Origin of the sequence: uncultured Paraglaciecola sp., assembly GCF_943787955.1 — a bacterium.
GTDB lineage: Bacteria > Pseudomonadota > Gammaproteobacteria > Enterobacterales > Alteromonadaceae > Paraglaciecola.
In genome coordinates, this window is the sequence record NZ_CALSOK010000013.1 from 329037 (window position 1) to 343347 (window position 14311).

Annotated in this window: 12 protein-coding genes and 2 pseudogenes; all 14 read left to right on the forward strand. The window is 40.6% G+C overall.

The window, feature by feature from the left end:
* The first annotated feature begins 36 nt into the window (after positions 1 to 36).
* Positions 37 to 900: an acyl-CoA thioesterase domain-containing protein gene (locus Q0Y52_RS13470; RefSeq protein WP_297822381.1), complete on the forward strand. Its 864-nt coding sequence runs from the start codon at positions 37 to 39 to the stop codon at positions 898 to 900.
* Positions 897 to 1415 (forward strand): gamma carbonic anhydrase family protein, encoded by a 519-nt coding sequence (locus Q0Y52_RS13475; protein ID WP_297822383.1) that lies wholly within the window; start codon positions 897 to 899, stop codon positions 1413 to 1415. The genes Q0Y52_RS13470 and Q0Y52_RS13475 overlap by 4 nt, the downstream gene beginning before the upstream one ends.
* A gap of 359 nt (positions 1416 to 1774) precedes the next feature.
* Positions 1775 to 2899 (forward strand): alanine--glyoxylate aminotransferase family protein, encoded by a 1125-nt coding sequence (locus tag Q0Y52_RS13480; protein ID WP_297822385.1) that lies wholly within the window; start codon positions 1775 to 1777, stop codon positions 2897 to 2899.
* A gap of 106 nt (positions 2900 to 3005) precedes the next feature.
* Positions 3006 to 3680: a GntR family transcriptional regulator gene (locus Q0Y52_RS13485; RefSeq protein ID WP_297822388.1), complete on the forward strand. Its 675-nt coding sequence runs from the start codon at positions 3006 to 3008 to the stop codon at positions 3678 to 3680.
* Complete coding sequence (gene prpB / locus Q0Y52_RS13490) at positions 3677 to 4558, forward strand: methylisocitrate lyase (RefSeq protein ID WP_297822390.1); 882 nt, start codon at positions 3677 to 3679, stop codon at positions 4556 to 4558. Before Q0Y52_RS13485 ends, prpB begins: the two co-directional genes overlap by 4 nt.
* Positions 4559 to 4659: 101 nt before the next feature.
* Entirely contained in the window at positions 4660 to 5784 is a 1125-nt protein-coding gene (prpC, locus tag Q0Y52_RS13495; protein ID WP_297822392.1) for a 2-methylcitrate synthase, read from the forward strand.
* 66 nt (positions 5785 to 5850) lie between these two features.
* Entirely contained in the window at positions 5851 to 8454 is a 2604-nt protein-coding gene (gene acnD, locus Q0Y52_RS13500) for a Fe/S-dependent 2-methylisocitrate dehydratase AcnD (protein WP_297822394.1), read from the forward strand.
* 28 nt (positions 8455 to 8482) lie between these two features.
* The gene (prpF, locus tag Q0Y52_RS13505) at positions 8483 to 9661 is read left to right on the forward strand and encodes a 2-methylaconitate cis-trans isomerase PrpF (RefSeq protein ID WP_297822396.1); all 1179 of its coding nucleotides are present in this window, start codon (positions 8483 to 8485) and stop codon (positions 9659 to 9661) included.
* A 184-nt stretch (positions 9662 to 9845) separates the two neighbouring features.
* Complete coding sequence (locus tag Q0Y52_RS13510; protein ID WP_297822398.1) at positions 9846 to 11888, forward strand: prolyl oligopeptidase family serine peptidase; 2043 nt, start codon at positions 9846 to 9848, stop codon at positions 11886 to 11888.
* 133 nt (positions 11889 to 12021) lie between these two features.
* The gene (locus tag Q0Y52_RS13515) at positions 12022 to 12714 is read left to right on the forward strand and encodes an SIMPL domain-containing protein (protein ID WP_297822400.1); all 693 of its coding nucleotides are present in this window, start codon (positions 12022 to 12024) and stop codon (positions 12712 to 12714) included.
* A gap of 32 nt (positions 12715 to 12746) precedes the next feature.
* Positions 12747 to 13267 (forward strand): annotated as a pseudogene (locus Q0Y52_RS13520) (GAF domain-containing protein).
* Between the two features lie 32 nt (positions 13268 to 13299).
* Positions 13300 to 13542: pseudogene (locus tag Q0Y52_RS13525) on the forward strand (hypothetical protein).
* A 24-nt stretch (positions 13543 to 13566) separates the two neighbouring features.
* Entirely contained in the window at positions 13567 to 13911 is a 345-nt protein-coding gene (proQ, locus tag Q0Y52_RS13530) for an RNA chaperone ProQ (protein WP_297822402.1), read from the forward strand.
* A gap of 164 nt (positions 13912 to 14075) precedes the next feature.
* Positions 14076 to 14216: a hypothetical protein gene (locus tag Q0Y52_RS13535; RefSeq protein ID WP_297822404.1), complete on the forward strand. Its 141-nt coding sequence runs from the start codon at positions 14076 to 14078 to the stop codon at positions 14214 to 14216.
* Positions 14217 to 14311: the final 95 nt, after the last annotated feature.

The window sequence follows — 14311 nt, forward strand, 5'->3', positions numbered from 1 at the left end:
CAAATAGCCATAGTGTACTGAATAAATAGAGAGCTTATGTCAGAAGTAAAACTAGTAGAATTATTAACCTTAGATAAAATTGAAGAAGGTTTGTTTCGTGGACAAAGTTGGGACCTAGGGTACCGAGCGTTATTTGGAGGGCAGGTATTAGGTCAGGCTCTTGCTGCAGCTCAGCTCACTTTGCCCGAAGGACGTATTTCGCATTCATTTCATAGCTATTTTTTATTACCTGGTGATGCAAATAAACCGGTGATATTTGATGTGGAAAACGTTAGAGACGGTCGTAGTTTTTCAACCCGAAGAGTAAAAGCCATTCAAAATGGTAGAAATATTTTTTATATGACGGCCTCTTTTCAAGCTCCTGAAGAGGGACTGGCTCATCAATATGCTGACATGCCTATCGTTCCTCCACCTGAAGATATAATGTCTGACAATAAAGTGTTTGGTAGCAATCAAGATATACCTAAACGTATGTGTGAAAATACCGGTTACCACAAACCCATTGATATGCGTACCGTTGATTATGTTGACCCTACAAAAAAAATAGTGCAACAGCCAAAACGCTATATTTGGATGAAGGCACAAGAGTTGTTGTCTGGTAATATCAACCTTAATCAAGTGATGCTGGCATATGCATCTGATTATCACCTTTTATCTACAGCTCTTCATCCACACGGGGTGTCTACTCGAGATAAAAATATACGTATGGCAACGATCGATCATTCTATGTGGTTTCATCACCCTTTCGATTTCGATGATTGGTTATTGTATTGCGCTGAAAGCCCTTTTTCTGGTGGCGCCAGAGGGTTAGTTAGAGGACAGTTCTTTAATCGTGAGGGCAAGTTAGTCGCATCAACAATGCAAGAAGGCTTACTGCGTCAAATGGGAGAAGACCAATGATTTATTCCTTAGGTGATGATCATGTTCAAATTGCAGAAGGTGTTTTTGTTGCGCCTGGTGCACATGTTATTGGTAAAGTGGTCATGCAGCAGAACAGCAGTGTTTGGTTTAATGCTGTGGTTCGCGGTGATTGTGATGTCATTACAATCGGTGAAAACAGTAATGTTCAAGATGGTTCAGTATTACACACCGATGTGGGTGTACCTTTAACTATTGGTAAAGGTGTCACAGTTGGTCATAAGGTAATGTTGCATGGCTGTGAGGTTGGGGATTACAGTTTGATAGGAATTAATAGTGTAGTGTTAAACGGTGCGAAAATTGGTAAGTATTGTGTCATAGGTGCTAATAGTTTAATCACTGAAAACATGCAGATCCCTGATGGCTCACTAGTGATGGGGTCACCTGCTAAAATTATTAAGTCTATTCCAGAACAGCAGCAAAAAATGCTTCAACAATCTGCACAGCATTATGTTGATAATGCCAAACGATTTTTAACTCAATTAAAATCATCTTGAATTTTAAGACAAAAAAATGTCCGAGCCTTTTAATAGTTCGGACTTAGGGGAATGGCTTTTAGAGCTGTACGCTACTATAAATATCACTGCTTTGAAGTGAAATTCATGAAATTGTTTTTAAATTAGAACAACTTTGTGTAAAAGTAAATATTTATTAGACTTAATTTTTTGTTATTTAAATCAATGCTTTAATATAGCTTTATACAGGTGTTTTTTAAGTTTTTGAATACTTTATTAGGTTTAATAATGATTTTGTAAGTGAGCATTTATCTTATTTATCCTCGTTACACTTGTATTGTAGCTATGAGTTTATACTGCAATAATCAATCTATAAAAATCAGTCAAATTTTGGATTATCTATGTCTCTATTATTTTCATCTTTTATACCTCCAACCCGAGTACTCATGGGGCCAGGTCCTTCAGACGTATATCCTCAAGTTCTCAAAGCTTTAGCTAGGCCTACAATCGGTCATTTAGATCCAAAGTTTGTTGATCTAATGGATGAAGTAAAGCAGTTACTACAATACGCATTTCAAACTAACAACGCATTAACGATGCCTATTTCTGCACCAGGATCTGCGGGTATGGAGTCTGTTTTTGTTAATTTAGTTGAGCCAGGCGATAAAGTGATCGTGTGTCAAAATGGTGTGTTTGGCGGACGTATGCAGCAAAATGTTCAGCGTTGCGGTGGTCAAGCTATTATGGTGCAAGATGATTGGGGTAAACCCACAGACCTAAATAAAGTAAGAGTAGCATTGCAAGCTAACCCTGATGTAAAAGCCGTGGCTTTTGTTCATGCTGAAACTTCAACAGGTGTGTTGAATGATGCCAAAGCATTATGCCAACTGGCCAAAGAGTTTGATTGTTTAACCATAGTCGATGCTGTGACATCTCTGGGTGGCAGCGAGTTAAGAGTTGATGATTGGCAGATTGATGCGATTTATTCGGGAACCCAAAAATGTCTTTCTTGTGTTCCAGGTTTATCGCCTGTTTCTTTTAGTGAACAGGCCATCGCAGTTATTAAAAAACGTAAGCATCTGGTGCAAAGCTGGTTCTTAGATATGGACTTAGTGATGGGTTACTGGGGTAAGGGAGCTAAACGCGCTTACCATCACACGGCCCCAGTTAATAGCATTTATGCGTTACACGAATCGCTGTTAATATTGCAACAAGAAGGACTACAACCGACTCATGCGAGGCACCTTAAAAATCATCTTAGTTTAAAAGCTGGGTTAGAAAAATTAGGGCTAGAATTCGTTGTTGACCAAGATTATCGTCTACCGCAACTGAACATGGTACGTATTCCAGAAGGTGTCGATGATGCTGATGTTCGCAATAGATTACTCAGTGAGTTCAACCTAGAAATTGGTGCTGGCTTAGGTGCATTGGCGGGTAAAGTATGGAGGATCGGTTTAATGGGCTGTGGTTCAAGTCAAAAAAATGTTGATTATTGTGTAGCTAGTTTAGACATGGTACTTAACTAAATAAGTCAATATTGTAAACAATGTTAATTGTCGACAGTTACTCTTGTTATTCTTAATAAGAAGTTTTAGAATTGTTATATATATATTTATTGTCGACAATAATTCATTGCAAATATTAACACACATTTCACCTGGTATTACTCGAGCAGACACGGTATTCACCGATATACGGCAACGTATTGTTGAGGGTAATATTTTAACTGGCTCTAAGTTAAGTGAACCCGGTCTCGCCAAATATTACGAAATCAGCCGCAGCACATTACGTGATGCACTATCTCGCCTAGAAGGTTGCGGTTTACTTGAACGTAAAGCCAACATTGGTTATCGCGTGGTGACATTATCAACTGAGCAACTGCTTGAGGTATTTCGAGTTAGAGAATCTTTAGAGGGTATGGCATGTCGGTTAGCGGCAAAAAATATGACTTCAATACAAATTACTGATTTAAAAAAATTACTCGATGTACACAATCAGTACGAATCTTTGAAGCAAGGGCAGGCTTATATTCAAGAAGAAGGGGATTTAGACTTTCATTTTCGCATAGTGATGGGCAGTGGCAACAAACTACTGATCCGGCTTTTATGTGAAGAACTATATTATTTGGTGCGTATGTATCGTTATCAGTTTGGAATGGCCAGTCCCCGCGCTAAAAGAGCCTTTTCTGAACATCATCACATTATTCAAGCCATCGAAGATAAAGATGGTGAACTGGCTGAAATACTAATGCGTAGGCATATTTCAGCATCACGAAAAAATGTAGAAAAAAGGATGAATACCTTATGAGCACTCCCGGACAACGTTTTCGTCAAGCACTAAAAGACAATCAACCTTTACAAATCGTTGGCACTATCAACGCGTATACAGCGATGATGGCCAAAAAAATTGGCCATCATGCTATCTATCTTTCAGGTGGTGGGGTTGCGAATGCATCCTATGGTTTACCAGACTTAGGTTTGACCTCTTTGAATGACGTATTGGCAGATGTTCAGCGAATTACTGCTGCCTGCGACTTACCTTTATTAATCGATATTGACACTGGTTGGGGTGGAGCATTTAATATTGCTAAAACCATACGTGATATGGAGAAAGCAGGCGCTGCAGCTGTGCATATAGAAGACCAAGTGGCGCAAAAGCGCTGTGGTCATCGACCTAATAAAGAAATTGTATCCACTGAAGAGATGGTTGATCGCATCAAAGCCGCTGTTGACGCCCGCTCCGATCTTGATTTTTTCATCATGGCGCGTACTGATTCTTTTGCTCAAGAAGGATTAGGATCTTCTATAGCACGGGCTAAAGCTTACGCTGCAGCTGGAGCAGATGGTATTTTTGCCGAAGCGGTGCAAACTGAAGCACATTATCGAGCATTTTCTGAAGCCTTAGACGTACCAATTCTGGCAAATATCACAGAGTTTGGTCAAACTGAATTATGGAATAAGAAAGAGTTAGGTGAGTGGGGCGCTGATATGGTGCTGTATCCACTTAGTGCATTTAGAGCCATGAATAAAGCGGCTGAAAATGTCTACCAGTCTATTATGACCAATGGTGATCAAAAAGCTGTGGTTGATAGCATGCAAACTCGCATGGAATTGTATGACTACCTTGGTTATCACGCCTATGAACAAAAACTGGACTCACTATTTTCTGAAGGTAAAAACAAGTAACGTTCGAATTAATCTTGTTTTATAAACAATATTAGAAACCTCAACCCCTTAATATGTAATAAAAAAAACAAGGGTTTAATTTATATAGGTTGGAATAAACAATGGCTGAAAAAAAACTTAGTGGTGCCGGTCTTCGTGGCCAAAGTGCTGGTGAAACAAAACTGTGTACTGTTGGAAAATCAGGATCGGGACTTACCTATTGTGGTTATGACGTGTCAGATTTAGCGGACAATGCAACGTTTGAAGAAGTAGCTTATTTATTATTTAACGGCGAACTTCCCAATCAAGCAGCATTAAATAGCTATAAAGCAGAGTTACTCACTCAGCGTGATTTACCTAACGCCTTAAAAGAAGTGTTAAAATTGATACCTGCAGACGCTCATCCAATGGATGTGATGCGCACCGGTTGCTCTTTTTTAGGTAACCTTGAACCTGAGGTTGACTTCAGTCAACAAAACACAGCTTCAAACAGATTGCTTGCCGCTTTCCCAGCAATCATGTGTTTTTGGTACAAGTATAGTCATGACGGTGTTGAAATTGATTGTACGACGGATGAAGATTCTATTGGCGGTCATTTCTTAAAGCTACTTACAGGTGACACTCCCTCGGAGCTTCACAGAAAAGTGATGGACGTATCACTTATTTTATATGCTGAGCATGAATTTAATGCTTCTACTTTTACCGCTCGTGTTTGTGCCTCTACTTTGTCTGATATGTATTCGTGTGTGACAGGTGCTATTGGTTCTCTTAGGGGACCCCTGCATGGTGGTGCAAATGAAGCGGCAATGGATATGATCCAGCAGTTTAGCTCGCCTGCTGATGCGAAAATACAAATGGCAGGAATGTTAGAGCGTAAAGAAAAAATCATGGGGTTTGGTCATGCTATTTATAGTGAATCGGATCCACGCAACGTGATTATTAAAGCGTGGTCAGAAAAATTAGGACAAGAGTTTGGTGATAGTATGCTTTACGATATTTCAGTAGCTTGTGAAGAATTTATGTGGGATACCAAAAAATTATTCTGTAATGCTGACTTTTTTCACGCCTCGACTTATCATTTTATGGGTATTCCGACTAAGTTATTTACACCTATATTTGTTTGTTCGCGTCTAACCGGTTGGGCTGCTCATATCATGGAACAACGTTCAAACAATCGTATCATTCGACCAAGTGCCGACTATATCGGTGCTGAGCCAAGAAAAATCACAGCTATTAGTCAACGCTAAAAGCATCTTAATTACAGGCTGATAATAATCGGCCTGACTCTCCTTATCTATTTTGCGGGTCTATATATGAATTACGAATATCGCAAACCTCTTCCAGGTTTCACAATAGCTGGAACCAATATTGATTATTTTGATACCCGCGGGGCAATTGAAGCCATTAGCCAAGGCGCTTACGCAAAATTACCCTATACATCCCGAGTCTTAGCTGAACAACTGGTGCGTAAATGCGCGCCTGATACCCTGACTGATTGTCTAAAGCAAATTATTTATCGCAAACAAGAGTTGGATTTTCCTTGGTATCCGGCACGTGTTGTTTGTCATGATATTTTGGGACAAACAGCGCTTGTTGACTTAGCTGGCTTGCGTGATGCAATAGCAGATCAAGGCGGCGACCCGTCAAAAGTTAACCCTGTGGTACCAACCCAATTAATCGTCGATCACTCACTGGCTGTTGAATACAATGGGGATGACTCTGAGGCCTTTGATAAAAATAGAGCCATCGAAGATAGACGTAACGAGGACCGGTTTCATTTTATTGAATGGACCAAAACAGCGTTTAAAAATGTTGATGTTATTCCTGCGGGTAATGGCATCATGCACCAAATTAATTTAGAAAAAATGTCGCCCGTAATTCAACTAAGAGACGGCGTAGCTTTCCCGGATACTTGTGTAGGTACAGACAGCCATACTCCTCATGTCGATGCATTAGGTGTCATCGCCATCGGAGTGGGTGGTTTAGAAGCGGAAACAGTTATGCTTGGCAGGCCATCTATGATGCGTCTACCGAATATTGTTGGCGTCAGACTAAGCGGAAAACGCCAGTCAGGTATCACGGCCACAGACATTGTATTAGCAATCACTGAGTTTTTACGAAGCGCCAAAGTCGTTTCAGCCTATCTTGAGTTTTTTGGCGACGGTGCTGCAGATTTAACCATCGGAGACCGTGCTACTATTTCAAATATGACGCCTGAATACGGTGCGTCTGCGGGTATGTTTTATATTGACAAACAAACCATTGATTATTTGAAAATCACTGGTCGCGAACCAGAACAAGTAGAGTTAGTTGAAACTTACGCTAAACATACGGGGCTTTGGGCAGATGACTTAGTCGATGCAGAATACGAACGTGTATTAGAGTTTGATTTATCGTCTGTTGGTCGCAATATGGCCGGGCCCTCTAGCCCACATCGTCGTCTTGCTACTGCCGATTTAGCTTCAAAAGGCATTGCCTATGCTGTTGAGCAAAAAGAAGGTGAAATGCCCGATGGTGCGGTTATTATTGCGGCTATTACCAGCTGTACTAACACCAGTAATCCACGCAACGTAGTGGCGGCGGGTTTAATTGCTCAAAAAGCCAATGAATTAGGTTTATTAAGAAAGCCTTGGGTGAAATCGTCATTTGCACCAGGTTCAAAAGTGGCCAAGTATTACCTAGAAGAATCAGGGTTATTACCTGAAATGGAAAAATTAGGTTTTGGTATTGTTGGATATGCATGCACAACCTGCAATGGTATGAGCGGGGCTCTGGACCCTGCCATTCAAAAAGAAGCGGTAGATCGTGATTTATATACCACTGCAGTTTTATCGGGTAACCGTAATTTTGATGGGCGAATTCATCCTTATGCCAAACAGGCCTTTTTAGCATCTCCACCCTTAGTGGTGGCTTATGCCATCGCGGGTACGATGCGTTTTGATATTGAAAAAGACGCGTTAGGTTATGATAAAAATGGTACTGCTATTACCTTAAAAGATATCTGGCCAAGTGACGAACAAATCGATGCGATTGTCTCTGAGTTTGTTAAGCCAGAGCAATTTAAAAAAGTATACGCTCCCATGTTTGATTTAGGTACCTTCGAACCTGCTGAGAGTCCGTTATATGATTGGCGACCTCAAAGCACATATATTCGCAGACCTCCATACTGGGAAGGAGCGCTTGCTGGAGAGCGCTCCATGAAAGGAATGAGACCACTAGCAGTGCTAGGCGACAACATTACCACTGATCATTTATCTCCGTCTAATGCGATTATGTTAGACAGTGCGGCAGGGGAGTACTTAGATAAAATGGGATTGCCTGAAGTTGATTTTAACTCTTATGCGACTCACCGAGGTGATCACCTTACCGCCCAAAGAGCGACCTTTGCTAATCCCAAATTGTTAAATGAAATGGTCTTGGAAAATGGTGAAATAAAACCTGGTTCGTTTGCTAGATTAGAGCCTGAAGGCACAGTGATGCGTATGTGGGAAACTATCGAAACCTATATGCAGCGTAAACAACCGCTGATCATTGTGGCAGGTGCTGATTATGGGCAAGGTTCTTCTAGAGATTGGGCTGCTAAAGGGGTGCGTTTAGCAGGTGTGGAAGTCATTGCTGCTGAAGGTTTTGAACGTATTCACCGCACTAATTTAGTCGGCATGGGCGTATTACCCCTTGAATTTAAACCCGGTACCACTCGTCATACTTTAGGCATTGACGGCACTGAAACCTACGATGTAATAGGTGATTATGCTGCTGGCGCCACTTTAACCTTACATATTACCCGTAAAAATGCTGAACAAATGCAAGTGCCTATGACGTGTCGTTTAGATACTGCTGAGGAAGTACGGGTTTACGAAGCAGGCGGAGTACTGCAGCGTTTTGCTCAGGACTTTCTTGAGTCTACTGTGGCATAACGAGTAGGATTCTAAAGGACATAAATATATGAGTCATAAACCACAAATAGGTGTTGCTGCGACGTACATGCGCGGCGGGACCAGCAAAGGGGTTTTTTTTAAACTGACGGATTTACCAGAACCTGCGCAGATACCTGGTATGGCCAGGGATAAGTTATTGCTTAGGGTGATTGGCAGCCCAGATCCCTACGGCAAACAAACTGATGGGATGGGCGGAGCTACTTCAAGTACCAGTAAAATTGTCATTTTATCTAAAAGTACGCAACCTGAACACGACGTAGATTACTTGTTTGGTCAAGTTTCTATCGATACAGCATTTGTCGATTGGAGTGGCAATTGTGGCAACTTAACCGCCGCTGTAGGATCATTTGCAATTAGTCATGCATTGGTTGACGCTAGTCGTATTCCTGAAAATGGTGTATGTGTAGTACGTATTTGGCAAGCTAATATCAACAAAACTATTATTGCTCATGTGCCTATTACTGATGGACTGGTTCAAGAAACAGGTAACTTCGAATTAGATGGTGTGACCTTCCCAGCAGCCGAAGTTAAAGTGGAATTTGTTGCCCCCGTTGAAGGTGATGAAGCCATGTTCCCCACCGGCAATTTGGTTGATGATTTACATGTGCCAAATGTGGGTGATTTTAAAGCCACGATGATCAATGCGGGTATTCCTACTATGTTCCTAAATGCTGAAGCGCTAGGGTATGCAGGGACTGAATTACAAGAAGCCATTAACGGTGATGCGCAAGCACTGAACCGTTTTGAAACTATCCGTGCATATGGTGCGCTGAAGATGGGGTTAATTCAACATATTGATGAGGCTGTTAGTCGTCAACACACCCCAAAAATTGCTTTTGTAGCGAAACCTGCAGAATATCTCACTTCGAGTGGCAAAATGGTAGATAGCCAAACTATCGACTTGGCAGTTAGAGCGCTTTCGATGGGCAAGTTACATCATGCCATGATGGGCACTGCCGCTGTTGCGATAGGTACGGCGGCAGCTATTCCAGGCACCTTAGTTAATTTAGCCGCTGGCGGGGGGGAGATTGAGTCTGTTACTTTTGGTCATCCTTCAGGAACACTAAAGGTTGGCGCGCAAACCGAATTCAATAATGGAACATGGGCAGTTAATAAAGTGTCAATGAGCCGAAGTGCAAGAAAACTTATGAAAGGTGAGGTGTATATACCTAGTGATTGTCTTTAAATTGATCTTGTCTGTTAATTCCTTTTATAAATATTCAGAGCAATAATCAAGGTTCTAAAAGGTTTAAAAGGTCTAAAATTGTAACTGAACTTTTTAACATTTTTGACTAGCGCCAGCACTTTTATTGTGACTGGTTGTAGTCACCCCCGAAGAACAATATATTAAATTGGAACAAAGTCTACCTATGACAGAAACCGTCGCAGAAGCCCCCTTGTGGTTAGAAGAAGTAGAAGGCAAGCAAGCTTTAGATAAGGTGAATGCTTGGAATAAAGTGACCTTAGATAAACTGATGGCTGATAAACGTTACGCTCAGTATCTTGATTCTGGATTAGATATTGTTAATGCCAAAGATAAAATCCCTTATGGCACTTATCGAGGTGGTTTTGTTTACAATTTTTGGCAAGACGAAAATCAGGTTCGAGGCATGTTACGAAGAACCACTATAGATGAATACACAAAGTCTCATCCTAAATGGCAAGACTTGTTAAGCATTGATAACCTTTCTACTTTAGAAGATAAAAATTGGGTGTTTAAAGGTACCCAATGTTTAGAGAGTGATTACGACCGTTGCCTATTATCTCTTTCTGATGGTGGAAAAGACTCTGCCGAAATGCGTGAGTGGGATCACTCCAAACAATCTTTTGTTGAGAATGGATTTTTTATTCCAGAAGCTAAAACCGGTGTGAGTTGGAAGGATATTGATAATATCAATATTGCCACTCACTGGGGTGAAGACTCTCTAACTGAAAGTGGCTACCCTTATATTATCAAGTCATTACAAAGAGGGCAGGCACTTTCTCAAGCAAAACAAGTATTTGAAGGTGAAAAAACAGATGTAGGTGTATGGCCTGTTACTATTAAATTTGGCGACAATAATCTGAATATGGCGGTTCGCTCGGTCACATTTTTTGAATCGTTATATTTTTGGCTTCCTGATGATGGACGTGATGCGGTTCAATTACCTCTGCCTAAAAAAGTAGCAGTGCAAGGTGTATTCAAAGGGCAACTTATGTTGTCACTCAAGCAAGAATGGTCTCCACAAGGTAAAAGACAAGCTTTTAATAGCGGAGATCTGGTGTCCTTTGATCTAGATCATTGGCTGCAAAAGCAAGAAATAAAAAACTTACAGTTAGTTTATCATCCTCAGGAACGAGCCACTATTGATGGTGTGTCGATTACAAGTAATAAACTAGTTTTAACCTTGTTAGAAAATGTAGTCAGTAATATATATATTTATGATTTTGATAATAAATGGTCACATATAAAATTGGCGATGCCTGAAAACGGTTTAATGTCTGTTTCATCAGCTAATCTTGATAGCGATACCATTTTTATTAATCAAGAAAGTTTTGTGGCGCCTGATACCTTATTTAAAGTAGATGTAAAAAATATAGATATTATTGCGATTAGATCCATTCTAGCTCGTTTTGATGCGTCAAATATTGTAGTTGAACAATTTGAAGCCAGTTCAAAAGACGGTGAAAAAATTCCGTATTTTGTAGTCAGACATAAAGACATACAATTTGATGGCACAAACCCTACATTGCAATATGCTTATGGTGGCTTTCAGGTATCACTAAAACCAAGTTATTCAGGGTTGCTTGGTAAAAACTGGCTCGAACAAGGCGGCGTTTATGTATTGGCAAATATTCGTGGTGGTGGAGAATTTGGTCCAAATTGGCATCAAGCAGGACTTAAAACTAAGCGACAGGTCATTTTTGATGACATGATTGCCGTTGGTGAAGATATTATCGCTAAAAAAATTACCTCTCCTAAACGCCTAGGCATAATGGGAGGATCTAATGGTGGTCTGTTAATGGGGGTTATGTACATTCAAAGGCCAGACCTATGGAATGCAGTTATCTGCCAAGTACCTTTGTTGGATATGTTGCGTTATCACAAGTTACTAGCAGGGGCTTCTTGGGTTGATGAATATGGTAGCCCTGATGTCACTGATGAACGCGCGTTTTTAGAAAAGATATCACCGGTGCATAACATTGACCCAAAGGGTGACTACCCTTCAATTATGTTTGTTACCTCTACCAAAGACGATAGAGTTCATCCTGCTCACGCAAGAAAGATGGCTTACCTGTTAGAAAAGCACGGTCATGATTTTGAATATTATGAAAATATTGATGGAGGACATTCAGCGTCGGCTAATTTACAAGAAAGAGCAAATAGAACTGCTTTGGAATATACTTTTTTATCCCAAAAATTAATGGATTAATATCTTTATGGCAGTTTAGTTATGAGGCAGCCATTACAATAACAGTAGCTTAAGTTGATTCATTCTATGTTCATGGCTGTGAATGCATCATAATTGAAATTTATTCGAAAATGTCTGTTTATCGAGGTTATATATGCGTATTTTGTTTTTGTTTTTGTTCACCTTAATGATTGGCAATGCCATCGCTAAAGACCATACCAATGGGCAACAAAATAGAATAATTGAAGTCTCAGGAGTGGGTAACATACTTAGTGTTCCCGATCGCTTTAGTTTTAGTTTGTCAATTGAACAAAAAGGTAGAGTCGCTTCAGAACTAAATAAGGCTATCGTCGACAAAACAAATTCTGTGGTGCAGGCTTTGATTAAGGTTGGAGTCGATAAAAAAGCAGTTCAATCATTACAAGTACAATTTAATCCTTGGGTTGAATACAAGGGTAATGTTCGAGAACAAAAAGGGTTTATTTTAACTAGGCAGGTTAAGGTCACCTTAAAAACCTTGGCTCAATACGAACAGTCTATAGATGCTGTATTAAACCTTGGTGTCAGTCAGATTAATCAATTTAGATTTACTAACAGTCAAGCTGATGAAAATTATCAAGGAGCATTACAACAGGCTTTGTTAAATGCGCAAAAACGGGCGATTGATATGGCTAAAGTATTGGACTTGAAATTAGCCGGTGTAATATCCATATCAGAGCAGTCATCGGGCGCAGTCGCACCAATGGCGATGCAAACACGACAATTCAAAACATCCGAAAGTTATCAACCCGGAGAAATGTCTACACAGGCAAGAGTGAAAGTTATTTTTGCACTGCAAGACGATTAATAAATAGTTACATCTTAATTAGGTTTAGATTAATGGCAGAAAACAAAAAGCAACACTATGCCCAATTGGCACAACAAGTCGGAGCCATAGTTGCTGGAGAACAAGATTTAGTAGCCAATATGGCGAATATCAGTGCGATACTTTATTGGGCATTGGAAAAAGTTAACTGGGCAGGTTTTTATTTAGTAAAAGAAGGACAATTGGTTTTGGGACCCATTTCACGGGCAACCGGCCTGCATACGTATTCCCATTGGCAAGGGGGTGTGTGGAACGGCCGTGTCTGACAATAGCTATCCAACTGATTGAAGATGTGACAGCAGTTTTCCGGGCACATAGCTTGTGATGTCGGCATCTAATTCCGAAATTGTGTTACCCATTCGCAAAAACAACCAAGTTATTGCTGTATTGGATATAGACAGTCCAGACATCGCGCCGATTTGATCTTGATGATAAGGCGGGCTTGAGCCAAATTGTCGATATCTTGCAACGCAACCTTCTAGCGATGCAGATGATGTTGAAGCCGGGAGTGTTGTTTAGTGAAACAGTACGATAGATATTCAAGTGGTGCTCGCCACCGCTGATGACATGGATTTCTGGGATGATAGAGCGCCAGTGACGCAACAGATCGGATGAAATACTATCCTTCATCTGCTTTACGATAAGGCACATGAAGACATAAATTCCACCTCTTTAGAGAATATGATCCAATATATTTGGGAAAATTGGCGAGAAGATGCACATTTACTCGATATAGATGAAGATGATTTGTATGACTGGGTTGACCAGCTTCTAGCAACTTGGGATGATGAGCACCAAGAACCCCGTTAACACACGAACTAACTAGAAGACTGAATGGATAATCCACAAAAATTTTCGAACAGCAAAGAAGTCATTGGCTTCTTAGTTGAACAATTCCCCGCTTGTTTTAGTAATAAAGGTGATGCTAAACCTTTAAAAATAGGTGTTTTTCAAGATTTAGCTGAGCGCTTAGAGAATGAGGAGCGCGTTAGCAAAACGCTGCTTCGCTCTTCATTAAGACACTACACCAATAGTTGGCGTTACCTGCACAGCATCAAAAAGGGTGCGCAGCGTATTGATTTAGATGGCAAAGATGTTGCTGCTATTGAAGACGAACACGTTGAACACGCTAAAAAGCAACTTGATGAAAGCAAGGCTAAAGTGGCAGAGAAAGCGTAAAGAGCTTAAAGCCGCCGGTGCCCCTGATGTAAAGACCTACTTACAAAAAGAAAGAAGCGCCTAAGTTTAAACCTACCTCTAAAGTGGTTAACAAAGAGCAAGCTAAGGTTAAGCAGCCTCCCGCTGAAAGATTAGAGCGAGAGCATATTGTCCCAGGAACCGCTGTGACAGTGAAGATTGGCAAGAGCCCGATGCCTGCAACTATTACTGATGTCAGTAAAGATGGTATTCAAGTGCAACTCGATACAGGAATGGTGGTCAAAGTTCAATTAGAAAACTTGAGATTGGCTCGTTCAAAGAGGTAATAGATGATTAAATCAATTCGTATATCTGTGGCATCATCTTTATTGGTATTGAGCTCTAGCTCTATAGCAATAGAGAGCAGTTTGGGAGTGAAAGA